The 25,227-nt window shown below is 54.2% G+C and carries 19 protein-coding genes and 1 pseudogene; 7 read left to right on the top strand and 13 right to left on the bottom strand.

Features of this window, described 5'->3' with window-relative positions:
- The first annotated feature begins 46 nt into the window (after positions 1-46).
- On the top strand, positions 47-427 hold the full coding sequence (locus tag HCG48_RS03125; RefSeq protein ID WP_168567854.1) for a response regulator transcription factor: 381 nt from the start codon (positions 47-49) through the stop codon (positions 425-427).
- A gap of 394 nt (positions 428-821) precedes the next feature.
- On the opposite strand, the gene HCG48_RS03120 is transcribed toward HCG48_RS03125, so the two are convergent.
- Positions 822-1,067, bottom strand: coding sequence for an acetyltransferase (locus tag HCG48_RS03120; protein ID WP_168567853.1), 246 nt, complete (start codon positions 1,065-1,067; stop codon positions 822-824).
- On the opposite strand from HCG48_RS03120, the gene HCG48_RS03115 reads away from it, so the two are divergent.
- The 3 genes and pseudogenes from HCG48_RS03115 (at position 1,066) to HCG48_RS03105 (ending at position 3,176) form a co-directional block, all read left to right on the top strand.
- Positions 1,066-1,215 carry a hypothetical protein gene (locus HCG48_RS03115; RefSeq protein WP_168567852.1) on the top strand — a complete coding sequence of 50 codons (150 nt, stop codon included), beginning with the start codon at positions 1,066-1,068 and terminating at the stop codon, positions 1,213-1,215. The two genes, HCG48_RS03120 and HCG48_RS03115, sit on opposite strands and share 2 nt — an antisense overlap.
- A 402-nt stretch (positions 1,216-1,617) precedes the next feature.
- Positions 1,618-2,710: pseudogene (locus HCG48_RS26760) on the top strand (RNA-guided endonuclease InsQ/TnpB family protein).
- A gap of 106 nt (positions 2,711-2,816) precedes the next feature.
- The gene (locus HCG48_RS03105; protein WP_168567851.1) at positions 2,817-3,176 is read left to right on the top strand and encodes a DUF6464 family protein; all 360 of its coding nucleotides are present in this window, start codon (positions 2,817-2,819) and stop codon (positions 3,174-3,176) included.
- A 62-nt stretch (positions 3,177-3,238) separates the two neighbouring features.
- On the opposite strand, the gene fmt is transcribed toward HCG48_RS03105, so the two are convergent.
- The 8 genes from fmt to HCG48_RS03065 form a co-directional block, all read right to left on the bottom strand.
- Positions 3,239-4,240: a methionyl-tRNA formyltransferase gene (gene fmt / locus HCG48_RS03100; RefSeq protein ID WP_168567850.1), complete on the bottom strand. Its 1,002-nt coding sequence runs from the start codon at positions 4,238-4,240 to the stop codon at positions 3,239-3,241.
- A 163-nt stretch (positions 4,241-4,403) separates the two neighbouring features.
- Entirely contained in the window at positions 4,404-5,108 is a 705-nt protein-coding gene (locus HCG48_RS03095; RefSeq protein ID WP_168567849.1) for an OmpA family protein, read from the bottom strand.
- Between the two features lie 113 nt (positions 5,109-5,221).
- Positions 5,222-6,361, bottom strand: a complete 1,140-nt coding sequence (locus HCG48_RS03090) for an RNA-guided endonuclease InsQ/TnpB family protein (protein WP_168567848.1) — start codon at positions 6,359-6,361, stop codon at positions 5,222-5,224.
- The gene (locus HCG48_RS03085) at positions 6,309-6,881 is read right to left on the bottom strand and encodes an IS607 family transposase (RefSeq protein WP_168567847.1); all 573 of its coding nucleotides are present in this window, start codon (positions 6,879-6,881) and stop codon (positions 6,309-6,311) included. Before HCG48_RS03085 ends, HCG48_RS03090 begins: the two co-directional genes overlap by 53 nt.
- Before the next feature lie 120 nt (positions 6,882-7,001).
- On the bottom strand, positions 7,002-8,135 hold the full coding sequence (locus HCG48_RS03080; RefSeq protein WP_168567846.1) for a NusA N-terminal domain-containing protein: 1,134 nt from the start codon (positions 8,133-8,135) through the stop codon (positions 7,002-7,004).
- Between the two features lie 208 nt (positions 8,136-8,343).
- On the bottom strand, positions 8,344-10,764 hold the full coding sequence (locus HCG48_RS03075) for a CAP domain-containing protein (protein ID WP_168567845.1): 2,421 nt from the start codon (positions 10,762-10,764) through the stop codon (positions 8,344-8,346).
- A 229-nt stretch (positions 10,765-10,993) separates the two neighbouring features.
- Positions 10,994-13,147, bottom strand: a complete 2,154-nt coding sequence (locus HCG48_RS03070) for an alpha/beta hydrolase family protein (RefSeq protein WP_168567844.1) — start codon at positions 13,145-13,147, stop codon at positions 10,994-10,996.
- Positions 13,148-13,247: 100 nt separating this feature from the next.
- Positions 13,248-15,419 (bottom strand): alkaline phosphatase D family protein, encoded by a 2,172-nt coding sequence (locus HCG48_RS03065; protein WP_168567843.1) that lies wholly within the window; start codon positions 15,417-15,419, stop codon positions 13,248-13,250.
- 156 nt (positions 15,420-15,575) lie between these two features.
- On the opposite strand from HCG48_RS03065, the gene HCG48_RS03060 reads away from it, so the two are divergent.
- A complete protein-coding gene (locus HCG48_RS03060) occupies positions 15,576-16,628 on the top strand; it encodes a lysylphosphatidylglycerol synthase domain-containing protein (RefSeq protein ID WP_168567842.1) in 1,053 nt (350 codons plus the stop codon).
- 51 nt (positions 16,629-16,679) lie between these two features.
- Here the strand turns inward: HCG48_RS03060 and HCG48_RS03055 are convergent, their stop codons facing one another.
- Complete coding sequence (locus tag HCG48_RS03055) at positions 16,680-17,558, bottom strand: MBL fold metallo-hydrolase (RefSeq protein ID WP_168567841.1); 879 nt, start codon at positions 17,556-17,558, stop codon at positions 16,680-16,682.
- Positions 17,559-17,843: 285 nt separating this feature from the next.
- Here HCG48_RS03055 and HCG48_RS03050 point away from each other — a divergent pair, with 285 nt between their 5' ends.
- Both HCG48_RS03050 and HCG48_RS03045 read left to right on the top strand, forming a co-directional pair.
- Positions 17,844-19,568 (top strand): potassium channel family protein, encoded by a 1,725-nt coding sequence (locus HCG48_RS03050; RefSeq protein WP_168567840.1) that lies wholly within the window; start codon positions 17,844-17,846, stop codon positions 19,566-19,568.
- Positions 19,569-19,972: 404 nt separating this feature from the next.
- Entirely contained in the window at positions 19,973-21,853 is a 1,881-nt protein-coding gene (locus HCG48_RS03045; RefSeq protein WP_168567839.1) for a hypothetical protein, read from the top strand.
- 144 nt (positions 21,854-21,997) lie between these two features.
- Here HCG48_RS03045 and acnB read toward each other — a convergent pair whose 3' ends face one another.
- From acnB to HCG48_RS03030, 3 genes are all read right to left on the bottom strand, one after another.
- Positions 21,998-24,607: a bifunctional aconitate hydratase 2/2-methylisocitrate dehydratase gene (acnB, locus tag HCG48_RS03040; protein WP_168567838.1), complete on the bottom strand. Its 2,610-nt coding sequence runs from the start codon at positions 24,605-24,607 to the stop codon at positions 21,998-22,000.
- 13 nt (positions 24,608-24,620) lie between these two features.
- A complete protein-coding gene (locus HCG48_RS03035) occupies positions 24,621-24,848 on the bottom strand; it encodes a hypothetical protein (RefSeq protein ID WP_168567837.1) in 228 nt (75 codons plus the stop codon).
- A 91-nt stretch (positions 24,849-24,939) separates the two neighbouring features.
- On the bottom strand, positions 24,940-25,185 hold the full coding sequence (locus HCG48_RS03030; RefSeq protein WP_168567836.1) for a hypothetical protein: 246 nt from the start codon (positions 25,183-25,185) through the stop codon (positions 24,940-24,942).
- Positions 25,186-25,227 lie beyond the last annotated feature (42 nt).

Genomic DNA, 25,227 nt, shown 5'->3' with positions numbered 1-25,227 from the left:
GTTAAACTAGGGCAAACAATCGGTATGGTTTGAGGGGGAAGATGGGATGTCTAAAAAAATCTTGATCGTGGATGACGAACCGCACATCCGCATTTTGATGGAACAAACGCTCGAAGAGTTAGAAGATGAAGGGGTCGAACTGTTGATCGAAGAAAATGGCGAAGCCGCACTCAAGGCGATCGAGTCGGAACGACCCCAACTCGTTTTCCTCGACGTGATGATGCCCAAACTCAATGGTTTTGAAGTCTGTAATCAGGTCAAAAATGAGTTAAAAATAGAGGGAGTTTACATCATCATGTTAACGGCGAAAGGTCAGGAGTTCGACAAGCAAAAAGGATGCGATGTCGGCGCGGATTTGTACATGACGAAGCCTTTCGACCCCGATGAAGTCCTGGAACGCTCGATCGAGGTGTTGGGGTTGGAGTAACCGGGGTGATGCGCGTCTCCCGGCGATCGGCGCAAAGAAGGAGAGAAAAAAATAAACCCCCCGAGTAGGTGGGGGGATTTAGTAGCCATGAAATTTCCTCTCTGGTTATAGTTTGTCTGGATCGGGGGGTCGGTGGCATCCACCGATTGGGGGATTCTATCGGGTGAATCGGGGCGATTCTCCTCCGGAGACGCTAGGCGATCGCCGCCTCGCAACAGGAACGCCCCCGCAACCCTACCCTCGCCCCTAGCGATTGCCAGGATCCAGTCTTTGGCATGATTCCAAAAGAGGAGCGATTCTAACTGGAGAATGCTCCTCGCCGTTTGCATTAATGCGCGCTAACCCAACAACGATCGAACGGTGAAACCAATGCCAATGCTCTCGAAACTAACGGTTACGAGACTTGGATGACAAAGCTTTGAGCGCGAGCTTTCAACATGGCATATTCTGGATCGATCCAGCAACGGGGAAGGGCTTCTCCCGACGGGAAAATGAGTTCGGCTTTGGTGAACGTGGTCGGGTCTTGAATTTCTTCTCCCGCATGGGTACGTCCCATAATTTCGCTCAAGCAGGGATCGTATACATCTTCGATCCTCATGACTTCAACGAGGTCGCCAGTGCTTTTTTCTTTTAAAAACATGATTTTAACTCCCGGTCGATTCGATATCATCGCGCGGGCGATGGCGGTCGGTTATCGGGCGGGTGCGGAGGGTTCGGGTGTTGGGAAAATGTTGCGTCAGATGGCGATTGAAATTCACCCGAGTTACAGCACTATTTTGAGCCTTTAAACCTTCCATTCAAGATATATCATGAATACTTGACAGGCAATCTTTATTCTTTATTAAGAAAGGGGAAATCTGCCGTTCCAGGAAGGGGGAAATAGTGTGGGGGCGATCGCGCGAATGGGGGCAAAGATTGAGGGGCGATCGCCTTTGCGAACGACCCGTGAAACGCGCGTCTAGGTTTTCGAGCTTGATTGAGATACCTTGAAGGGGTTAAAAACAGAGTTTAAATTTCTACCTAAAGTTTCTTAAAATTGCTCATTTTTTATGCTATACTAAGAATTTGAGTAAGCTTAGAAGCGCCGAAGCCGCAAAAATCGCGGATTCACCCTCTCCATTGTTTTCTGCTAGTCTTTATGGTAGCCGAAGTGAGCCGAACAAAAAGAGGGTTGAGGAGTTAAAAAGTGAGTGAAAAGCTTTAAGACCAAGCTAGACTTAAATAACCGACAACGAACGCCGATCGCGAAACACGCAGGAGTCGCTCGACACCCTTGGAATTGGGGACTTGCTACCTGTCAGGAAATCTTAGAAACCGGAGGTAAACTCCCGAGTGCCATAGACTTACACAAAAGATTAGTCGCCGAGGTGAAAAGTCAGAATCCTTGGTACTATGAAGTTTCCAAATGTAGCCCTCAAGAAGCGTTGCGAAACCTAAATAAAGCCTTTAAGCGAGTTGGGCAAGTCAACGGAACAGGTTTCCCCAAGTTTAAGAAAAAGAATGTCAAAGAGAGTTTTTACCTGGAAGGAAGCATTAAAGTTTCCGGTGATTGGGTGAAGCTACCTCGGATCGGTTGGGTAAAAAGCCACGAACAGTTACCGCCAGTCGATCCCAAAAACGTCACGATCGGTAAACGAGCAGGGGACTGGTATATTGCCTTCAAAATTGATTTTGAACCATCCCCCCAACCCCCCTTTGAAAGGGGGGCGAAGAGGGGATAGGGAGCGGATTGGGGTAGATGTAGGAATCAAAACTCTAGCGACCCTGAGCGATGGTAAAATCTATCCCAATCCGAAAGCTTATCGCCAGGCCAAGAAAAAACTAGCCAAACTCCAGAAAGAACTCAGTCGCCGTCAAACAGGAGGTAAAAACCGAGAAAAAACGCAACTCAAGTTAGCTAAAGCCCACCGACGCATCGCGGATATTAGAGCCGACCATTTACGCAAGTTAACAACTTACTTAGCCAAAAACCACGGTGAAGTGAAAATCGAAGACTTAAATGTGTCAGGGATGCTCAAAAATCACAAGCTGGCTGGTGCGATTGCGGATGGTGGGTTTGATGAGTTCCGTCGTCAGCTTGAGTATAAATGCGAGTGGTATGGGAGCAAACTAACGCTGATTGACCCGTGGTATCCCAGTTCGCAGATCTGTTCCAACTGCGGACACCGACAAACAATGCCCCTGCACAAAAGACAGTATGATTGTCCGAGCTGTCACGTCTCCATAGATCGTGACTTCAATGCGGCAATTAATGTAGAAAACGCGGAGAGCTCAGCCGTGTAAGCCTAGTGATGGAAAGGTCTTGGAAGATCCAAGCTAGGAACTAAACATCAAATGATTAAGTTTGAGTAAGTTTTAGAGAGCGGTAAGCCAGATAACAAAGAGCGTTATGGAGCCAGATTCTCTACCGACAGAGGTGATTCTGACCGAGCCGACGCGATCGCTCGGTAAAATCCAGCTTGATTGGAATCCCCAACCCGGTCACTATCTCGATTTAGAAGGAAAAACCTACACGGTACTAGAACGCCGTCATCGCTACCAACTCAAATCCGGTCGCTACCGCCTGCAAAAAATTGCCCTCTACGTCCAGAGCGCCCGCCGACCGATCGAAACGAGTACGATTGACGGGCGTTGGGTTCTCGGGGATGCGACCTGCCGCTACAACGCTCGTTCGGAATTGATTCGCTGTGCGGTCAACCCAGAAGGCCCGTGTTCCGAATGTCGGTTCTACGAACCGCAAGAAGCTTGACGGCGATCGCCTTCGGGGGGCGATCGCGTAGGGTCTCCCCAGGAGAATCGCGGCGCCGCCGCTCAGCCATTGTGCAGGATCTCGCCGACTTGCAAGTGAGCCCCGTTGGCAAAATCCCATCCGGATTGAGCGCGTTTTCCCGCTAACTGAACTTGCTGTAACAGTAACAGACCGTCCCCCGTTTGCACGATCGGGCCGATATGCTTGGCAATACAGACCACCTCGCCGATCGCGCCGCCGCCGGAATACAATACGGGCCAGTTGTGTTCCAAGACGCTAAAAGACGGGGGCAGATCCTCCCAGTAATCGTCTCCGACGGGAGCCGAAGCCATAATTTTCAACGGTTCGCCGCGAAATTGGGCGGTGCAGTGGGGATAAAAGCCGCGAATTTGGTTGTGCAGGGCGATCGCCCGCCGGGACCAATCCAAAGCGTAATCGCTCTTTTGAATCAAGCGGGCGTAACTGGCGCGCTCCTCATCTTGGGGAATCGGTTTGATGCGATCGCGCTCTAACTTGAGCAGGGTTTCGACTAATAACTCCCCTCCCATGTTCGATAAATTGCGGGCGAGCAGATCGGCATTTTCCAATAACTCCACCGGAGTTTTCGCCTTGAGCAACATCGGCCCGGTATCCATCCCTTCATCCATGAGCATGGTAGTCAACCCGGTTTCACTAACACCGTCGTAGAGACTCCATTGGATCGGCGCCGCACCGCGATATTGAGGCAGCAGGGAGGCGTGAACGTTGACACAGCCGAGACGGGGCATCGCGAGGATTTCCGGCGAGAGGATTTGCCCGTAAGCGACCACTACGAACACGTCGGCGGCGAGTTTTTCCAGTTGCGCTAGGGTGTTGGCGTCTTTTTTCACCGATCGCGGTTGCCACACGGGGATCCCACGGGCGAGGGCGACTTTTTTGATGGCTGAGGGAATTAACTGATTGCCCCGACGCCGCCGTTTGTCCGGCTGGGTAATGACCGCCGCGACTTCAAAGTGCTTGTGAGCCAGTAAGATTTCCAAACTCGGTACGGCAAAGTAGGGAGTCCCGAAAAATACAACTTTCATGTTAGTGGGATGTAGTCGTCACAGGTGAGGGGTCAAAGGGAGAAAACAGACGGCAGAGGGAACTGAGAACCGTCACGGGGGGAGCGGGGGCAGTTGAGTTGTCAATGTCCGACGCAAACCGCTCCAGTCCGAGGGAAACGGCGATCGGGAGCGGTCGAACCCTTTATTTCGGCTGAATCTCGATTTCAATGCGTCGGTTGCGTTGTCGATTGAGGTCGCTGTCGTTGTCTGCGAGCGGACGGGTTTCGCCGTAACCGACACTTTGCCACTGGTAGCGATCGCCCAAGGTCTCTGTAAGATATTGGGCGACCGCCCGGGCGCGCTGCGCCGAGAGTTCTTGGTTCGCCCGTGCATCCCCGGTATTGTCCGTATGTCCGGCGATCCGGATCGTCGCCCCCTGATAGTTTCGCAGATCGCTAATTATATTGTCCAAAAGTTCGGTTTTGTCCGGGTTGAGGGTACTGCTGGCGGGGGCGAAAAAAACATCGCTCGGTAGGGTAACGCTGAGAGGCTCGGGGGCGGGCGCCGGGTTGGCAGAGTCGGCAGGTGCCGAGGTCGGTAGGCGATCGCCGTCCTCGGACTCCGAGGGAGAGACCGAGGGTGAAGGACTGCTAGCTGGACTGGGGACATCCCTCGGGGGAGATTGGCTCGCGGGGAGGGTTCCCCCACGACCGAGGCGGATGGCGGTATCTAAAAGCGGTCGATGGGGGTTGGGATGGGGATAAAAATGGGCGATCGCCATGCCTAAGAGTAGAAAACCCGCACTCAAGCTTCCTAAGAGGCACAATCGCCACACGGCGATCGCTGTCCCCTTCAAGATAGCGAGGGGTTTGGAGTTAGAGGGGGAATCTGGAGCCGAATGAGTCACGGGTCGAGCACGGGAAGGGTCTTTAATTTGATGCTACAGATAGTCTTTAACCCGGTAATTACTGGTAAAACCTAGTAATACTGTGTATTAGGTGCTATCTTACCTGGCTCTGGCTAATTGCCAGAGATTGTTTTCAAGAAGACATTGATACTGCCATTAGCATCCCGGTCGATTCTATGGGAGCAATTGGGGCAGATAAATTTCTTAGAACCGCCTAGCCGATTGTGAATCTGCCCGCATTTTGAGCAGGTTTTGCTTGTATATTCTTCCGTGACTTCTATTACCTGGCAGCCTCGTTTAACCGCTTGGTGAACCAGCCTCTGTTTAAAGCGGTAGTGCGCCCAAGTGAGCAAAGAACGTGCTGTTTTATGGTTAATCTTTCGCTTGGCTCTGTAGACCATGAACGATGACTTAAAGTCGGGAATCATGACCTGGGAGTAATTAGAGGTCAAGAAAGCAGCAGTCTTTTTGTGACATTCATCAACCAGGTTTCTAATTTTTATTCTTAGCTGCCGAGCCAGCTTTCTTAGCTTGAATCTTTTGCGCTTATTGTCTCTACCTTTAGCTTTAGCAGTTTCTGACTGAATCCGATCTAAACGCTTACAGAGCTTGACAATGCGCGAGATTGAGCCGTTGCCTAGTGCAATGACCTTGTTGCCGTCAAAACCAGTCAAAAAAGTTCTCACTCCAGGGTCTAGGGCGATCGCCTGTTGATGAGGATTGGTCAGCCTTTCCTCTTCGACGGTGTAGGCTATAAACCATCTACCTCGATCCAAAATGACATTAAAATCGCTCGGAATCGCTGCTGGTATTTCTTCACTGGCATTAACTTTTAGCTCCTTTAGCTTAATTCCTGACTCGGTTTTGTGCGTTGGGTAGGTCGTGCCCCCTCTCCAGTTTTGAGACTGTAACTTAAAGGATGAAACGGGTTGACGGCAACTCCGAAACTTTGGCCTCAGCTTGTGTTCTTTGGGAGTGTTTTTAAAGGCGGCATGAGCGTCGAGCACCGCCGCTCCACGCAAATTAAAGGGAGTTGAATTTACCCATTCCGGGATCTTCGACATCACCACCTGACGCAAGTCATAAGCACTAGGTAATTTAAGCCCTTCAAAGTAAGTATCGCGTAATCTTGCCATTCCGGCGTTATAGCAATATCTGCTAGCTGCCAGCCACTTGCGCCAAGTCATCTTTAATTCGGTTTCAGGGTAAACCCGGATCTTCTTTGATTTGAGACTTGTATTTCCTGAGTCCATAGAGTCGGTAAGAGAAGACGTGAACGATTGCCAGTATGTCTTCCACCATTTCTCTTTCTGGACTAAGTTCTGTGTTGTTGCAAACCACGAGTTCTGTATGGTTGAGTTCGCAAATCCATTTGAGCAACTCAAATCCAAATCTTGCCAATCTGTCTTTGTGCCCGACCACAAGCTGTTCGACATCTCCTGACATAACTCGTTCCAGAATGGCTTTAAATTTTTTTCGATTGTAGTTGAGTCCTGACCCGATTTCTTTGATGACTTCGGCTCTTGGGTAGAGGCAAAGTAGGTAATCTGCTTGCAGGTCTTGGTCTGCTTTTTGCTTGTGACTGCTGACTCTGGCATAGATGATCCTGGCTCTATTTTTCTTTCCGTCAATCGAGGATATGTCATACCTGCGATGTCCAGAGGGAATTCTAATTGCACGTATTTTTCCTTGTTTGTCCCAATTTCGCAGGGTCTTCTCAGAGACTCCGAGAATTGCTTGCGCTTCTTTCGGGGTGACATATTTTTTCGGCATCTTGGTGGTAAAAATTCACAATTTAATCCTACCACTTTGGATAGCTAATTTTCCGGAATATTCCGGAAAATTAGCTATCAGCAATCCCCGTTCGCGCTCGCCTTTCCACAGGCGGATCGCTCACTCGGCGGCGACGGTTTCGAGCTTTAACTTCCATCCTGTCAGACGAGCAGCCAAGTGCAAATTTTGTGCGTTCGGTCCGTTCGCCAGGGCTTCTTGGTCGGCGGCGACGACGACGACGGCTTCCCGTCCTTCCTCGTCGAGCAAGCGAACTTCGCGCACTTGGGCCGGACTTAGCGCCGTCGCAATCAAGGCGATCGGATCCTCGGACCAGGGAAGGATCTCGATTTTTTCACCGTTCATTTGAGCGCCGATCGCCGTCACTAACTCTCCATTATCGCCGAGACAGGCGGCGACGGGATCGATCGCCGGATCCGCCGAGGCAACAGCGACTTTCGAGCGCGGTGTCACCTCGCGATCTCGGGGGATCGCATCGCGCGAGATCGCCTTAATTTCTACTTGTTGCTCCCGCAGGGCCGGAACCGTTTCCACGAGCAAACCTTCAATTAAATGACTGCTCGCCCGCGAGACGCGCAATAAGGGGCGAGAACTGGGATTGTCGTAGACCTTCTTCAGATATACTTTGAAGTGAGCGTCTTCTGTATAGTCATCGTTGGGGAGTTTGTCGTAGTGGGGTAATTCCGCTTCCACGTGGAGTCCATCGACTCCGCTATCGATCGCCAGAATCACCCCCCGGCGATCGTGACGGCGCACTGTCGCGTCGAGAACCGTACCGCGCAAGTGGGCGAAATGAGTTTGGACGAACTTGCACTGTTGTTCTTGCAACTTTTGAGTTAACACCATCTTGGTTTGATGGGCCGCCAGTCGTCCGAACGCTTCTTGTTTCGGCGTAACATCGACCATCACCACCTGACCGAGACTGGCGCGGGCGCGTTGGGCGCCTTTCGAGGCGATCGAGATTTCGCGATCGGGTTGGCTGACCTGCTCGACAATCGTTTTGCGGGCCACCACCCGAAATCCTTCCGCTTGCAAGTCCAATTGGACGGAAAAATTCTCGAAATAATCCTCACTCAACAGATTGGGGTCGTCCTCGCCGTGTTGGCGGCGATAGCGCTCGTATCCTTTGAGTAAGGCTTCTTGCAGGGCCTCTTGCACGGCAGAGGCGGGTAAATTACGCTGTTGACTCATGCTTTCGATCAGCGTGCTGAGTCCGGGTAGAGTGACCATTGACATACAAAAACAACCTCCGCAGGTATCATCGTGCATTCCCCAAGGAGAAGTCCATCCGGGGATAGGAAGGAGTTCGCGGCTCGCATCAAGATAACAATCGCCGCAATAAACCCGATCGCGGCGAAAGTATGCTTCAATTTTTCGAGTAGAGGCGAACGGGCGATCTCTCGGGGGCGATCGCCGCTTGCTCCCGCGAAACCTCGGCGATCGTTTAAATAAAGTCGCCGGAAGTAATGAGTGTATCGCGAAACTCGGGATCGAACCCAACCAGCAGGGCAATCACTACCGCCGGATCCTCGCGCAAGACGATCGTCGTATCGCTGGGACTTTCACCCACCGGAGCCGACAATAACAGATCGTCGGGAGTTAAACCATCGGCGAGAACGAATTTATCGATATCATCCTCGTAATCCGTAATCGTCACTTGCGTTCCTCGTTGCAGGACGAAGAAATCGCGACCCGCCCCTCCAGTATATTGGGCGAACGCACCCGCACCGCCGAGGAGAGAATCGCTGCCGTCACCGCCGGAAAGGGTATCGTTCCCCCCTTGACCGAGGAGCAAGTCGTTGCCCGCACCCCCCTCGATGATGTCGTCATTGTCGCCGCCGAGAATCGTGTCGTTCCCGGTATCTCCTTGCAACGTATCGCTGCCGACTTCTCCAAAGATGCTGTCATCGCCCGCACCGCCGCGCACGATATCGTTGCCGACCCCGGCAAACATCGTGTCCGCGCCGTCGCCGCCGTCGAGGGTATCGTTCCCTTCCCCGGCTAGCAAACTGTCATCCCCGGTACCGCCTTGTAGGTTATCTTCTCCGGCTGCCGCATTTAAAATATCGTTGCCGTCACCGCCGTTGAGGGTGTCGTTTCCTTCTTCGCCGAAGAGAATGTCATTATCCGCGTCCCCTTGTACGACGTCGTTCCCGGAACCGCCGTTGAGGGTATCGGCTTCTTCTCCCCCATTTAAGGTATCGTTTCCGGCTTGACCTAAGAGTTGGTCGGCTCCTTCGTTGCCGTTGAGCTGGTCGTCGCCGTCGCCGCCGTCGAGGGTGTCGTCGCCGAAATTGCCAAATAAGGTGTCGTTGGCTTCATTGCCGAATAAGAGGTCGTTGTCTTCGCCCCCGTCGAGACCGTCGTTGTCGTCGCCGCCGAAGAGGGTATCGTTGCCGAAGTCCCCTAAAAGTTGGTCTTCGCCGACTTCGCCGAATAAAACGTCATTGTCTTTACCGCCTTGGAGGGTGTCGGCGCCTTCGCCACCTCTAATGCTGTCGCTGCCTTGGTTTCCGGCGAGGAAATCGTCGCCGTTGCCGCCGCCGAGGATGTCGTTATCGTCGAAGCCGTAGAGGGAATCGGCGCCGTCGCCGCCACTGAGGGTGTCGGTGCCTTTGTCGCCGAAGAGGAAGTCGTCGTCGGCATCGCCGAACAGTTCGTCGTTGCCCTGACCGCCGTAGAGACTGTCATTACCGACATCGCCAATTAGGGTGTCGTCGCCTTGGTTGCCACTGAGAAAGTCGTTTCCGGCTTCGCCGAAGAGGCGATCGCTTTCGTCGCCACCGAAGATCGAGTCGTTGCCGTCGGCACCGAAAAGCTGGTCTTGACCGAGATCGCCGAAGATTAAATCTTCCCCGGCGTCGGCAAAGACGACATCGTTATCTTTACCGCCGTAAACGGTATCGTTTCCGGTTCCGGCGATGATTTCGTCGTTGCCTTGGTTGCCCAAGATCAGATCGTTGCCCGTTCCGCCGAGCAAGCTGTCGTTATCGGCATTACCGAAGAGTTGGTCGTCGCCGTCGCCGCCGTCGAGGGTATCGATGCCTTCTTCGCCGAAGAGAATGTCGTTGCCTGTATTGCCTGCGAGTAAGTCGTTGCCGAGGGAACCGTAGAGGGTGTCGTTATCTTCGCCGCCTTGAAGGGTGTCGTCGCCGTCTCCGGCTTGCAGGCGATCGTTACCTTTGTCGCCGGAGAGTAGATCGTTACCGACGCCGCCATCGAGGAAGTCTTCGTTTTGACCGCCGAAGAGCTGGTCGTTGCCTTCTTCCCCGAGGAGGGTGTCGTTGCCGTCGTTGCCACTGAGCAAGTCGTCGCCGCCGCGACCTAATACTTGGTCGTCGCCGCCGTTGCCGTTGAGGGTGTCGTTGGCGACGGAGCCTTCGATGGTATCGTTGCCAATACTTCCTTGGAGGATGTTGGGACTGTTGAAGCCGCGAATGATGCCGCCGGGCGATCGCGTGCTGACGACTAAAGACCAGTAATGGTTGGCGTTGAAGTTTCCGGTATCGCCTTCGAGCAAGAAGTAGCCGACGCCGAGATTGGTGACGTCTTCTCGCAGTAAGGTGGTGCGCTGTCCGGGGTCGTTAAACCAACTTTGGACGATTTCTTCTGGGGTTGGCGAGGAGGCGCCGATATTTTCCTGAAAGGTGGTGAACTGATAGCCGACTTCTCTGAGGCGAGAGCCTGTGGTGGATCCGTTGGATCCGGTGAGACTGAAAAAGTCGTTATCCGCCATGTCTTCGGCGTGGAGTTGGGCGGCTCGCAACAGTTGCGAATCGACGCTCAATCCGGGTAGGTTAGACTGCGCGCGCAACTCGTTGACGAGTTGGATGACGCGGTTAATAAATTCGGGGTTAGTCGTCATTGAGATTTTCTCCCTTGGGCAAATTCAAGTTGTCAGCCTCTGGCGTGCACCGATCATCCCCCGATCGCCGCCAAACACCAATGGTAAGGGGAAATCGGGAGAGGCTGCAAAAGGTTAGGTTAGAGGGACTTTCGGCAGGGTTGAGGTTAGGGTCAAAAACATTCCCCAGGATTCCCAGTTCGGCGATCGAAATTGTCGTCGCCGGGTGCGATTCGCTCGGATCGGCAGGTCAAACGGGAAGACTCACCGGGGCTATAGCGCTCGGGTCTCGCCGGATCTCGGTGCCGTCAAAATCCGTGCGATAGGCATAGCTAAACGATTGATTCGGAGGTTGGGACGGGTCGCTTAACAACACGGACCACCCGGGTACTTGAGCTTGAGTGCAGATTTCGCCAGGTTGGGACAACCCCAAGCAGCCATCGGGCCAGAGGGTGGGTGTAATTGAAAAGACTCCCAAGTTGGTGTCGGGTAGGGCGAGTTCGCTGCGAGCTTGTTGCAAAACGGCATTGCGGACGCTTTCTCGCACGGCAACGTCGCTATTGCGGGTCTCGAACCTCACCTCGGGAAACAGGGAAGCTCCGGCGAGCAGGGGTTCGCTTTCGCCTTTGAGGTGGCGGTCGAAGAAGGATGTGTTATATTCCCGGACGATCGCGGTGAGGCGATCGCCGTCGAGGCGACCTATATCGGTCAAGCCAATGTCATAGCCTCCGGCTTGTCCGAGGCGATCGGGGGAGTAGAGAGCTTGCAAGGGGAACAATAAGGGGCGATCGCTAAAATCCTCGTGTTCGGTACCGTCAATCGTGACGTTATATGCCGACCCTGTCGCTTGTTGGAACAGTCCGGGGCGCAGTTGACGGTCTGCGAATCCGAGCAGTTGGCCGATGGGCGAGCGATCGACATCAAAGGTACTAGCCGCATTCATAACCATCAACGGGCGATCGATCGCGCCGACCAATTGGGGTGAAATGACGGTCGGATCCAGACTGACCGCCGCATCCAAGCGCCGATCCCGTTGTAACGCCGCGATCGCGGTCAATCCACCGAGAGAATGGCCGAAAATACCGACGCGCTCTAAATCGAGTTTTCCGGTAAACAGGCGTTGCGGGTCGTTGGCATTTACCCCTGCCAGTTGGTCGAGGATAAAGCTGACATCTTGGCTCGTTTCTGCCAAGGTTTGAGTTAAAGCGCCTTCGAGTTGGCTGGGGTCGGCGGGCAGAAAGTTACTGGCAAATGGGGCGATCGCGCCGTTGGAGAGTCGCGAGATTCCGGCAACATAGCTATGGTCGATCGCCCCGACGATATAACCGTGACTGGCGAGGTCTTCAAAGTAGTTGGTATAAACATCCGGGATGACCCCCAACCCGTGGGCGAACAAAATCACCGGATAGCGTTCTGCGGTGGTTGCCAACCCTGCCGTGTTAAACCGAGAATTGGTCGCGATCGTGTTGTAAAAGTTCGGATAGACCCCTTGAGCCGTGGCGACTGCTTGTGAGATAAAGGCATCCCTAATATAGCTAGCGTTCCCCTGGGTCGGGGGCAAAGTCGGAGGAAACGGGGGTTGGCTGCTGTTATCGGCGTTCGTCCCAACCGGATACCAGACCTTTAAACCGACTTCCCGCGTATCGTTCGGGTCGGGAGTAAAAATTTCCGGTCGTCCCGGGTCGCGAAACTGATAGGAGGTTTGACCGACATTCAACGGTCCGGTCGGTTCGGGTAACGCCACATTCGGAACGCTCAACCGCCCTTCAAAACGGCCCGATCGCAGGAAATGCTCTGCAGGAGAGTCGATCGCCCCATTACTGACGGCGAGGGCGACATCGGGGTAAGTATCGAGGTAAAAACGGCTGTCAAACACTTCGCTGGCCCGACGCCCTTCGGCGGAACCAAAGCTAATAAAATGCTCGATTCCGGTCAATTCGTCGCGACCGACGGCGGCGGCAATATCCGGGTTGGCATTGAGATAGAAGCTTTCGTCGTAAATTGGACTGGGACTGCGCCCTTCTTCGGCGCCGTTGAGGACGTAGTGAACGAACGATCCGGTAATCTCGTCGCGGTCCACGGCGGCGGCTACGTCGGGGTGGCGATCGCGATACCAAGTTAGATCGAAAAACGGCGTCGGCGATCGCCCCTCACGTTGTCCGAACTCGATAAAATGCTCCAGGGCCGTAAACTGGAAATCGGCCACCACTGCCGCGACATCCGGATTGGTTTCCAGGTAATAACGACTGTCGAAAAACGCACTCGGATCGCGCCCTTCCACTTCTCCGAAGGTAAAAAAATGCTCCGCCGCACTGGAGATCGCTCCAGTGGCGATCGCTGCCGCAATATCGGGATTTTTGGCTAAATAATAGCCTTCATTAAACAGGTCTTCAGCAACTAACATCACTCAATTCTCACACGCATTATCGGAAATCGGCGCTCATGCCGCTCGCCTTACGGCAAAAGTTGGTAAAACCCTAGCACTCCCACCCGCCAATTGGCGATTAAAGGGTTTCCGGCGTCACTTCAAACTGCATCCGCACCGTCGGCGTGCGCGAGGCGATCGCCTCTGGATTGGCCTCCAATTCGCTCTCGGTATACGGTTCGACCCCCCACGTCGTCACCGTCAGCACCTGGCTGTCGCGATCGATTTCAAACTCGGTCCAGCCGTAATTGTGCGCCGCAAAATACGACCCCTGCAACAGGCGGGCATCGATATTCGAGCCTTCCAACCCTACCGGATCGTAACCCAACGGCACGATCCGATTGTCAATCACCTGCCGCACGAATGCATTTTTCTCCTCCACATCCGTCAACCCTCGGTAGCGTTCCTTCTCCGATTGCGGTAATAGCGCATCTGGGGTAAACGCCACCGTCGCCGGACCGAACGGCGCCGCAAACGGTCCTTGACCGATATTCAACTGAATCCCCACCGGACCGACCATAACATCCATCGCCCCGGTCTGGATTTGCGGTTGCCCAAACCCTTCTTGATAGGTCACATTATTGACCACGTTGCCGTGAAAATCTCCAGTCACGAACACCACATTATCGATATCGTTATCTTCAATAAATTTAAGCAACTCCGTGCGTTCCGCCGCATATCCTTCCCAGCGTTCCCCCGCCACGGGAATCCCGAAATGTTGCATCGGTACGCTAGACATGACGAACTTCCAGGTCACCCCGGTGTTTTCAGCCGTCAGTAAATCCGTCTTCAACTGTTCTAATTGCGCTCGTCCTAACAAGGTTCGTCCCGGTTCGAACGCATCTTGAAGATAGGCGGCGATCTCTTCTTCAGATGCCGTTTCCGCTAAAAAGGGTAAGGGTTTATCCCGGAACGATCGCGTATCGAGAATAAAACTGGCGGCGTCGCTACCGTGAGTATTGAAACGATACAGTTTCTGCTTGTTGGCCGTGCGCGGGTCTCCCGTTTCCCCGTAAAATTGGTCTTGCAAGGGTTTAAATTCTTGGAACGCTTGTAAGCCTTCTCGAAACACCGGAGTTTCGTTGACGAAGCCGTCTCCCGTCCCGAAAATACCGTTACGCTGCGGGGATTCACTCGGGGCCGCACCTCCGGCAAAATCGTTGGTAATGTCGTGGTCGTCCCAGGTGCTATAGGTGGCTGTTGACTGGCGCAGATCGACCCAGGGATTCAAGCCAAAGCGTTCGCTGTAAATTTCGTTATGCTTGGTGTAAAACTCCAGCAGGCTCGACGCTTGTCGCACTCCGGGTAAATCGGGGGAACTGCTATCGGCTTCTAAGGTATCGCCGACTTGTACGAAAAAGTCTAAATTGCGACTGTCCGCATTAGAAATCGAGGGATAGGGGGCGAGTTCGCCTTGCCAGTCCCCAGAGACGCCGAAACGCAGGCCCGTTCGCCTCCCGGGAGGCGCTAAGGTGCGGAATTTGCCCGTGGCGATCGCCCCGCCGGAATCGCTGACGGTATACGTATATTCCGTATTCGGCTGCAGTCCGTCGAGTTGCAGTTTCACCGGAACTAAGGGATCGGTAGCGACTATTTCGGCAACTCCCCCATTCCACTCGAAGTTCACCGGACCGGGGGTGGTAGTACGGGCCCACAACATTGCAGAAGTTTGGGTCACGTCTCCCGCCGCGACGCCATTGGGTAAACTCGAACCGCCGGGTTCTATAAACGGACTCAATTCGCGATTTTCGATCGCCCCGAATTCGAGATAATGTTGGATTCCGGTCAGTCGGTCTGCCGCGACCGCCGCCGCCACGTCCGGGTTGCGATCGAGATAGTACGCTGGATTGTAAAACCGACTCGGGGTTCGATCTTCCGCTTCTCCGAAATTGAGAAAATGCTCGATTCCCGTCAGTTGGTCTGCGGCGACCGCCGCCGCTACGTCGGGATTATTGCTCAGATAAAAACTCTGGTCGTAAAGCAGACCGGGATCGCGTCCTTCCCGTTGACCGAAATTGAGGTAATGTTCGACCGCCGCGAGGCTGCCTTGGCGAACGGCATCGGCGACATCGAGATATTGACTCAGATAGTAATCGGTATCGAAGATCGCACTCGGATCGCGGCGCTCGAATTGTCCGAAGGTGATAAAGTGTTGCAGTGGTGCGATCGCGCCGTTGTTGACTGCATTCGCTACATCGGGGTTCGTTGCGAGATAGTAGCGTTCGTCAAATAGGGTGTCTAGATCTAGCATCAGTGAAATTACACTCCTCATTGGAAGTTTTATCGAAAATCAACTCTAAAATCCGAGTCTGTGGCGGGATTCTAACCCACAATTAGACAAACAACTGCAACGATCGCCTTAAATTTAACGATCGCCCCTCCTCGGACTCTTCGTGGCGCTTTCGATATGTCAAAATCTCCGCTAACTTGGCTCAAATCCGTTCTCTCTCGCGGCAAACCTTTTATTCGCTGGTTTGTGCTCGGCGCGATCGTCTTTTTTCTCGCGCAAACCGTCAAAGATCGCGCCGCCGAGGTCGCTTCTCTCCAGATTTCGCGATCGGGTTGGCTGAAATTGGCGATCGCCTTATGCGTCACTGCTTTAGCTCATATCTGGTCCGGTTGGGTCTGGTTGTGGATCTTACGCCAGTTCGATCCGCCTCCGGGGTCGTTTCGCGATCGCCACGTTCCTCTCGGTCGCGGACTTTACATCTATTTGACCACCAACGTCGCCAAATACCTCCCCGGTAATGTCTGGCATTTCTACGGCAGAATTAAGGCGATCGCCGAATCCGGAACCCCTTTCTCCGTCGCGGCCCTCAGCGTCCTTCTCGAACCCCTGCTGATGGCTGCCGCCGCCTTGGCGATCGCCATTTTCGGCAGCCTCAACCTCGCCACTGGCGACCTTTCCCCAACCTCTCCCGCATTTTTTGACCCCCTGCGTTTCTTAAAATTACTCGCTTTATTTGCGGTTCTCGTCGGCGTTCACCCTCGCTTACTCAACCCGGTCATTCAGTTTCTCGGAAAGCTCAAACTCAAACGCCAACCCCCACGATCCTCATCCGTTAGCGAAGCGACGCCGGAGGGGTTACCCGTCACGGATGTTCCCACCGAACCCATCGCCGCACAGTTGACCCGCTATCCTCTTTCTCCCTTCCTCGGCGAAATTGGCTTTCTCCTGTTACGCGGAAGCGGATTTATTTTGACCGTAGACGTGATGACTTCGGTGCAGTGGTCTGCGATTCCGACTTTGATGAGTGGCTTTAGTGTCGCGTGGCTGCTGGGTTTGGTCGTTCCCGGCGCCCCCGGCGGGATCGGCATTTTTGAAGCGACGGCGATCGCCATACTCAGCCATCAATTCTCCCCTGCCGCTATTTTGGGCGCCGTCGCCTTCTACCGTTTAATTAGTATTCTCGCCGAATCCGCTACGGCGGCGATCGCCTGGGGATTAGGAAAAAGGTAGGGAGTCGGGAGTCGGAAAACAACAAGATTCCCTATTCCCTCGATCGCAAATCTAAACTGCTTCTGTTTTCATCCAATCGAGCAGCTTTTGCAATTCTTTACCCATGGTTTCGCGATCGGCATGATAGCGGCGACCGTGACCGGGAAGCACCCACTCAAACGAATAATGGGCCAGATCGTGCATGGATTCGACTAACTTGGGCCAAGAATACCAACAGTGATTGCGAAAGGCGATTAAACTTTGCAGGCGATCGGACCAGGCTAAATGATCCCCCGTAAATAAAAAGCGATTGTCGTATAGTAAAACCGTATGGGCTTCTGTATGTCCGGGAACGGGAATAATTTGTAAATCCGGGGCAAATTGAATCGGATCGAATCCCCTTAATTTAATTTCAATATCTTGGGTAGCTTCTCTAATTTCTTGTTCGTGCAGGAGGCGATCGCAGCCGAAATGGTCGCGAAACTTCTGATGGTCGGCAATATCATCTCGATGCGTCAAATAGAGATAGCGGATGCCTCCCATTGCTTCCAGTTTTTTGACTAAAGGTGGGGTAAATCGAGGAGAATCGACTAAAATATTGCCCCCTTGTCGCCGAATCAAATAACTCGCCGCCCCAAAGGATTTTTCCGAATGATAGCCGCAATGGTAAACATTGTCCGCGATCGCCAAAGGGAAACTCTCTTGCGCTTCTCGAATATCTTTAGGGCGATCGACCGTTCCAATCGAAGCGGTCGGACAAGAGAGCAAGGCTTGTAAAGCTTGCAAGCGTTCCCCTTCATTTTTCGGCTGGCGATAAACTGCGGATTGTCCGTTATCTCGATGAAAGACTGCTGGCATCATCCAGCGACAAGTATCGCAGTCAATGCAGGTGCGATCGACATAGAATTCACCGTCTACATTTTCCGGACGGCGCTCTTTTAAGGTTGCCATTGTTCTGTTAACAATCAATCCATAAATTCTCTATTCAATAATAAGCAAAAATAGAATATTTGCCCTCAACAAAGCTATTCCCCGGGGAGAAGTAAGAAAAAATAACTACGCTTAAAGGCGATCGCGCCGATGGCAATGGCTAGCTCCCCAATCTAAACTCTAAACTCTAAAATTCCCACACTGGTGTTGTCAGCTACAGTCTCGGATCCCGGAGTCGTCAACAATAGTAGCCCGAGTAACAAAATTAGCCTTCCTCGATCGCCTTGCGGATCGATCCCCTAAACTATGAAACCGCGAATTATTGTCTGTGGCTTGGGTCGCACTGGATATAAAATATTCTCCCTGTTAAAACAACAAGGTGCGTCGGTCGTCGGGATCAGTACCAAACCCCTCGATCTTCCGGCGGAGTCCCTGCGCGAACGCGAAAGCGGCTCGGATATCGTCGTCGGGGAGTTACAATCGGCTGAAACCTTGATGAATGCAGGGATTCGTCAAGCTCACACCCTGGTGATCGCCGGGGCGACTGACGCGGTGAACTTAGAGATTTTAGTGCAAGCGCGCATCCTCAACCCGCAAATTCGGATTATCAATCGCCTCTTTAACGCCAGTTTGGGCGATCGCCTCGATCGCACGCTCCCGGCACATGTTAGCATGAGCGTCTCCGATCTCGCCGCCCCCGTCTTTTCTTTCGCCGCGTTTGGCAATCGGGCGATCGGACAACTGCGCCTGTTTAACCAAACCTGGCCCATGCACGAAGAATGTATCGACGAGCATCACCCCTGGAAAGACCGCCCCCTCGCCGATTTATGGGACGATCGCAACCGGATGCTCATTTACTACCTCCCCGCCGAAACCTCGGTGGATCTCGTCTCTGCAGTCATCCACGGACATACTCTCAAGGTGGGCGATCGTCTCATTGTCGCCACCAAACCGAGCATTCGCACCACCCGCAAATCGATCGTCGATCGCCTCAAAAAATTTCTCACCAGCGTCCAACGCTTCTACGAACACAGTCAATCCTCAATTTGGGTCACCTTCGTCCTCTTCCTGACCATTTTCGGAACTACCGTCACCTACACTTGGGTGACCTCCGAAACCACCTTTATCGATGCCCTCTACTTCTCCGTCGGCATGATCACCGGAGCGGGAGGCAACGAAAAAGTTGCAGAATACTCCCCCGATATTATCAAAGTCTTCACCGCCGCCATGATGCTCGTTGGCGCCGGAGTCGTCGGTATCTACTACGCCCTACTCAACGATCTAGTATTGGGAACCCGTTTCCGGCAGTTGTGGAACTCCGCACCCATTCCGCAAAAAAATCACTACATCGTTTGCGGACTCGGCGGCATCGGCATCAAAATCGCCAGCCAATTACAAGCAAGCGGTTATGAAGTCGTGGCGATCGATCGCGACCCCAACACCCGCTTTCTTCACACCGCCCGCGCCTTGAAAATCCCCGTCATTCAAGGGGACGCCCGCTTGAGCAGCACCTTAGAATCCGCCCGCCTTTGCCACGCCGACGCCCTCTTAGCTGTCACCAGCAACGACACCGCCAATTTAGAAATCGCCTTAACCGCAAAAGGACTCGCCCCCAAACTCCCCGTGGTCGCCCGCAACCAAGACGGCCATTTTTCGCGGATGTTTCAACAAGTCTTCGAGTTCGACGCCGTACTCAGTCCCACGGAATTAGCCGCCCCCGCCTTCGCCGCCGCCGCTCTCGGAGGACGCATTTTCGGCAATGGCATGACCGCCGATACCCTCTGGGTCGCTTTAGCCACGTTAATCACTCCCGCCCATCCCTTTTGCACTCAGCGCGTCAAGGATGCGGCGATGAAGGCGGATTTCGTACCGCTATACATCGAAACAAATTGCAGTGCGATTCACGGTTGGGATTTATTAGAAATTTGTTTGAGTGCGGGAGATGTTCTCTATCTGACCATGCCCGCGAATAAATTGGAATTGCTCTGGCGGACGACACCCTCGTTATTGTTGGCGAGTAGTTCGTCTTGAGGATTGTAGAGATTTTAGATTTTAGATTTTAGATTGCAAAAGGCTTAAGGGGTTTTTTGGGGAAGGGGGGCGTCTCTTAACAAGGGGAAGAAGCGTTGCCGGGTTTTATCTTTAAAAAAAGCTTTTAAATTCAGGGATGGCGATCGCCTGGTTTTATGGTGAATCTTGACGATCTCTCGCTCGCTCACTCGCTACTCTCGGTGTCGAACAAATGATGATGGCCGATCGACCTCTCGAAAAAAAGACGGGAATCCCCGGAAATAGAAGGCGTTCGGGCAACGCCGAGCGATCGCCGCAAGCGCAAGCGCGATCGTTCTTGCGGTGGATGTCAAGGGAACGTCGACGCGAGAGACTAGATCCGAGCGGTTCCCCCCGTTTCATTTTGATTGATTCCCACGAGTGCCATGTCACCGGAAACTCAAAAATTCTCCCTCAGTGCTCTGCCAACCTTGCTCATGTCCCATCCCTTATTAGCCGCCAGTTTGGGTGCCACAGAAACCGTACCCCCAAACGAGCGGGCGCACGAGGGGCGCCGTCTCCATGCAATCCCCAGTCTGTACGATCGCGAAGCGACGTCTCCGGGGTATCGCCCCCACTCCCCGGGGACGAACTGGGAACGGTCGGGATTTGACGATCGCCCCCCAAAAATTCAGGCTCTCTATCAGATCGCCCTCGCTTTGAGCCGCAGCGAGGGAGTGGAACGGATGGAACAATTGGCCGCCGATCTACCTAAAGCCTCGGAACGAGAAGCATTTCTCTGTGCCATTGCCGTTCGTTCGGCCCGGGCGGGGGAAGTAGAGCACACTTTGGCGACGATCGCCCGGGTGCAGGATCCCTGCCTGCAGATTCGCAGTTGGCGCGAGGCGATCGTGGTTTTGACCCGGGGCGATCGCCTCGCCGACGCCCTGGAAATCTGCGATCGCCTCGATCCGCAAGAGCGGGTCGCCGCCTTGTGCGATATGGTCGTCGAGTTGCGTTCCCTCGGACACGACGATCGCGCCCTGGCAATGGCGCGCACGATTCCCCACGTCCCACAACAAGGGTCGCTGTTGCAGTGGCTCGCCTACGAATGGGCAAAAGTGAGAGATTTCGATCGCGTCGGGCAGGCGTTGGCAACGATCGCCGACCCCTCCCAGGACAAAGTCGCCCCCATGGTTCATTTGGCGGTCGTTTTGGCGGGGGAAGGTCAACTCGACCTCGCCCGGGAATTGGCGGTGGCGATCGAGCGGCCAGACGAGCGATCGCGGGTGTTGGCGGAACTGGCAGGGGCGGCGATCGATCGCGGCGAAACGACCCGGGCCTTATCGATCCTCCACGAAGCGTGGCAACTGTGCCAGCCCTTGCCCGCGTCGGCTTTCAAGGTCGTGACGATCGCCCGCATTTCTCTAGAATACGCTCAAGCTGGGGCGACGGAATCTTCGGCGCGGATCTTAAAGGAAGCGATCGCGGCGATCGAAACCCTCAAACCCAAGGTTTCCGGGCGCTTTCCCAATCGAACCGGGGAGCGGTTGCACGCCACCGAGTATTTGAATCGAGATCTCCCGTTCAACCCCTTTGAAGACGGAGCGAAGACGATCGCCCGCGTCCGATCCCTCGCCCGGGAATGGGTCGCCGATGCCGAAGGATTAGCCGTTCCAGACGGCAGCGAACCGACGCGACCGCCACGGGAAACACGAGGGGAGTTTAGTGCCAATTCCTGCACGTTAATCGCCAATCGAGACTTGCAAGCGGCGTTGGAAATGGCGCAAGGGATTGGCAACACCGAGCGACGGGCGAAGGCATTACGGGCGATCGGGGTGAACTTAGCCCGGGCCGATCGCGTCGAAACCGGGGTGCAAGCGATCGCCGCGATCGCCGACCGTCACCAACAAGCCGCCGGATTGCGCCAAATTGCCCTGTTATTGTTGGACAAAGGCAAAGTATTCAAAGCCCGACTCGTCGCCGACGCGATCGCCGACTTCCAGCTCCAAGCCGAAACCCTCGGCGCGATCGCCCTCAACTTATCCGGACGCGGACAAATTTTAGAAGCTCGCATGGTCGCCCAAACCATCGGCGATCGTCGCGAACAAGCCCGCGTCTTACATCAGATCGCCCTGGGCTTAGCCGAGATCTCACAATATAATCGCTCTCTTCAAGTGAGTCGCTCGATCGACGACCGCTACGCCCAAGCTCGCACCCTCGCCGCGATCGCCGAGCGACTCTACGCCCTCGGTCAGGGCGATCGGGCCGCTAAAATCCTCGACTCCGCCTTAGAACTCGCCGAATTAGACCGATTCTCACCCTAACTCCATCGATCTTTTCCCCACAAAAAAGCCCGCCGAAGCGGGCTAACTGAGGATTTCATCGCCTTGTCCGAACCCTAAGATCGATCCTGAAATTAACTCAAAATCGTTCTACTCTTCGGACAAACCACTCGAAGCCCGATCGAATTACGATTGAGTGACCGCAGGAATCCCTAAAATATCCTCGATCTTCGGCATCTCCTCCAACGGAACCACTCGACCCTCATCTTCAAATCCTTCGATTTGGTCGAAATTCAAATAGCGGTACAAATCCCCCGCAAACGGATCGATTTTCTCCGAAACAATATCGAGATATTCCTCAACCGTCGGAATCCGACCCAGCAAAGCACAAACCGCCGCCAATTCCGCCGAACCGAGATAAACCCGCGCGCCTTTACCCATCCGGTTATTAAAATTGCGCGTCGAAGTCGAGAACACCGTCGCGTTGTCCTCAACCCGGGCTTGGTTGCCCATACATAAACTGCATCCCGGCATTTCCGTGCGGGCGCCAGCCGCCGCAAAGGTGCCGTAAACCCCTTCTTTGCGTAACTGTTCCTCATCCATGCGCGTCGGCGGGCAAATCCACAGGCGCACTTTCACCGGACCCGCATTTTCCAACACTTTCGCCGCCGCACGGTAGTGACCGATATTGGTCATGCAAGACCCGATAAACACCTCGTCGATCCGGTCTCCCGCACATTCGGACATCAATTTTACATTGTCCGGATCGTTGGGCGCCGCCACAATCGGCTCTTTAATCTCGTCGAGATTGACGTCGAGGACCGCCGCATATTCCGCATCTTTATCGGCATCCATCAGTTCCGGCTTCGCCAACCACTGCTCCATCTTCGCCACCCGGCGCATAATCGTGCGCGCGTCTTGATAGCCCCGTGCGACCATATTCTTCAACAGGGCGACATTAGACCGCAAATACTCGGCGACGGTTGCTTCCCCTAACTTCACCGTACACCCCGCGCAGGAGCGTTCGGCGGTGGCGTCGGTCAACTCGAACGCCTGCTCCACTTTGAGGTCGGGCAACCCTTCCATCTCCATAATCCGCCCGGAGAAGATATTCTTTTTATTTTCCTTCGCCACGGTCAGCAAGCCTTGCTGAATCGCCACGTAAGGAATCGCGTTGACGATATCGCGCAAGGTGACCCCGGGTTGCAAGCTGCCGCTAAAGCGGACGAGTACGGATTCGGGCATGTCTAAGGGCATTACCCCCAAGGCGGCGGCGAACGCGACTAATCCCGACCCGGCGGGGAAGGAAATCCCCAAGGGAAAACGGGTGTGGGAGTCGCCCCCGGTACCGACGGTGTCGGGGAGTAACATCCGGTTCATCCACGAGTGAATGATGCCGTCGCCGGGACGCAAGGCGACGCCGCCACGGGTGGAGAAGAAGTCGGGGAGTTCTTTGTGAGTTTCGACATCCACGGGTTTGGGATAGGCGGCGGTATGACAGAAACTCTGCATCACCAGGTCGGCGGAGAAGCCGAGACAGGCGAGTTCTTTGAGTTCGTCCCGGGTCATCGGTCCGGTGGTGTCCTGACTGCCGACGGTGGTCATCAGGGGTTCGCAGGCAGTTCCGGGGCGCACGCCAGGAAGTCCGCAGGCTTTCCCGACCATTTTCTGAGCCAGGGTAAATCCTTTGTTGTTTTCTTCGGGAAGTTCGGGACGGGTGAAGATGTCGCTGAGCGGTTCCCCGAGGGCTTTACGGACTTTGTCGGTGAGGCTGCGCCCGATAATCAGGGGGATGCGTCCTCCGGCGCGAACTTCGTCGATGATGGTGTTGGGTTTGAGGGAGAAGCGGGAGATGACTGCGCCGCTTTCGTCGGTGATTTCGCCTTTATAAGGGTGGAGGGTGACGACCATCCCGGTTTTTAAGGCGGTGACGTCGCACTCGATGGGTAAGGCGCCGGAGTCTTCGGCGGTGTTGAAGAAGATCGGCGCGATCGCCCCGCCTAAAATATAACCGCCCCCCCGTTTGTTCGGCACGTGGGCAATATCTTGGCCGAGGTTCCACAAAACGGAGTTAATCGCGGATTTGCGCGAGGAACCCGTCCCGACCACGTCGCCGACGTAGGCGACGGGATGGCCTTTTTGTTTCAACTCGGCAATGGTTTCTAAAGCCCCTTCGAGGCGCGATTCGAGCATCGAGAGGGCGTGCAGGGGAATGTCCGGGCGCGTGGTGGCGTGACTGGCGGGGGAGAGGTCGTCGGTGTTGGTTTCCCCGGGCACTTTGAACACGGTCACCGTAATCGCTTCGGGAAGGGTGGGACGGGAGGTGAACCATTCGGCGGCGGCCCAAGAATCGACGACTTGTCGGGCGTAGCTGTTGGTTTCCGCCAATTCCAGCACGTCGTGCATGGCGTCGAAGACGAGCAGGGTTTTTTTGAGGGCGTCGGCGGCGGTTTGGGCTTTGTCGCCGTTGTCGGACTGTAGCAGTTCGATCAGGGCGTGGACGTTATAGCCGCCGAGCATGGTGCCGAGGATTTCGATCGCCTCGATCTCGGAAATGAGGGGACAGTTGACCTCACCTTTCGCTACTGCGGTGAGGAAGGAGGCTTTGACGTAAGCGGCTTGGTCTACCCCGGGCGGGACGCGCTCTCGTAAGAGGTACAGTAGGGTATCTTCTTCTCCGGAAGGCGGATTTTTGAGCAATTCGCACAGTTCGGAGGTTTGTTGGGCATCTAGGGGTAAGGGGGGAATCCCCAATGCAGAGCGTTGTTCGACGTGTTGGCGATACGCTTCGAGCATGACAGGTGTCTCCTCAAATGGCATGGGCAAATCTTAGTTTAGCGAGCGGAGTGGATTCCGTAGAAACTTTGACATTTGGAGTGGATGGCCTCTGTTGGGGGGTTTCTCGTGGGTGGTAGAGGTTGGTGGCGCACTTGCTTCCGTAGCGAGTGAGGCGAGTGCGACGGTGGCGGTGCGATCGGCGATCTGGAGGTGTTGGCTCCTTATGGGTCGCGATCGCGGCGATTTGGCCAATCCCCATCCAACGCGCGCTCCCCGGCTCGATTGCAATCGTTTTTATTTTAGCTGAATTTTGTAAATATTATTTACAAATTTATTTACAAATGTAAAAGTTATTTGACAAATCTGGGGCGAGGTCGGGCGATCTCCGATGCGGGGGGTCGGTCCCGACGATCGCCCCGTTCCCGGATCGGGCGGTGGGGACGGGTAAAAGTATCAAAATTCTCAAAATTTTCTAAACCTGTTTGAAGTTCGAGAGAATGGCCGCGATCGAACCCAAAAATATTTTTTTTGAAGAGAAATTGAACGGCGATCGAAGCGATCGTCTTTTGCCAATGCTCGACTCCAGTTAAGAACAAGGGGACGATCCAGAAAAGGATTGAATTCTTAAGTTTTTTTTA

Source organism: Oxynema aestuarii AP17 (assembly GCF_012295525.1).
Lineage (GTDB): Bacteria > Cyanobacteriota > Cyanobacteriia > Cyanobacteriales > Laspinemataceae > Oxynema > Oxynema aestuarii.
Note: the sequence above shows the minus strand (reverse complement) of the source record. Positions and strands in the feature narration are given on the sequence as shown.

Bases quoted from the DNA above. Each gene is read 5' to 3' on its own strand.
- HCG48_RS03125 (WP_168567854.1), top strand. From the start codon at position 47: ATGTCTAAAAAAATCTTGATCGTGGATGACGAACCGCACATCCGCATT.
- HCG48_RS03115 (WP_168567852.1), top strand. From the start codon at position 1,066: ATGATTTTAACTCCCGGTCGATTCGATATCATCGCGCGGGCGATGGCG.
- HCG48_RS03120 (WP_168567853.1), bottom strand. From the start codon at position 1,067: ATGTTTTTAAAAGAAAAAAGCACTGGCGACCTCGTTGAAGTCATGAGG.
- HCG48_RS03105 (WP_168567851.1), top strand. From the start codon at position 2,817: ATGGAGCCAGATTCTCTACCGACAGAGGTGATTCTGACCGAGCCGACG.
- fmt (WP_168567850.1), bottom strand. From the start codon at position 4,240: ATGAAAGTTGTATTTTTCGGGACTCCCTACTTTGCCGTACCGAGTTTG.
- HCG48_RS03090 (WP_168567848.1), bottom strand. From the start codon at position 6,361: ATGGACTCAGGAAATACAAGTCTCAAATCAAAGAAGATCCGGGTTTAC.
- HCG48_RS03085 (WP_168567847.1), bottom strand. From the start codon at position 6,881: ATGCCGAAAAAATATGTCACCCCGAAAGAAGCGCAAGCAATTCTCGGA.
- HCG48_RS03080 (WP_168567846.1), bottom strand. From the start codon at position 8,135: ATGTCAATGGTCACTCTACCCGGACTCAGCACGCTGATCGAAAGCATG.
- HCG48_RS03075 (WP_168567845.1), bottom strand. From the start codon at position 10,764: ATGACGACTAACCCCGAATTTATTAACCGCGTCATCCAACTCGTCAAC.
- HCG48_RS03070 (WP_168567844.1), bottom strand. From the start codon at position 13,147: ATGTTAGTTGCTGAAGACCTGTTTAATGAAGGCTATTATTTAGCCAAA.
- HCG48_RS03065 (WP_168567843.1), bottom strand. From the start codon at position 15,419: ATGCTAGATCTAGACACCCTATTTGACGAACGCTACTATCTCGCAACG.
- HCG48_RS03060 (WP_168567842.1), top strand. From the start codon at position 15,576: ATGTCAAAATCTCCGCTAACTTGGCTCAAATCCGTTCTCTCTCGCGGC.
- HCG48_RS03055 (WP_168567841.1), bottom strand. From the start codon at position 17,558: ATGGCAACCTTAAAAGAGCGCCGTCCGGAAAATGTAGACGGTGAATTC.
- HCG48_RS03050 (WP_168567840.1), top strand. From the start codon at position 17,844: ATGAAACCGCGAATTATTGTCTGTGGCTTGGGTCGCACTGGATATAAA.
- HCG48_RS03045 (WP_168567839.1), top strand. From the start codon at position 19,973: ATGTCACCGGAAACTCAAAAATTCTCCCTCAGTGCTCTGCCAACCTTG.
- acnB (WP_168567838.1), bottom strand. From the start codon at position 24,607: ATGCTCGAAGCGTATCGCCAACACGTCGAACAACGCTCTGCATTGGGG.
- HCG48_RS03035 (WP_168567837.1), bottom strand. From the start codon at position 24,848: ATGGGGATTGGCCAAATCGCCGCGATCGCGACCCATAAGGAGCCAACA.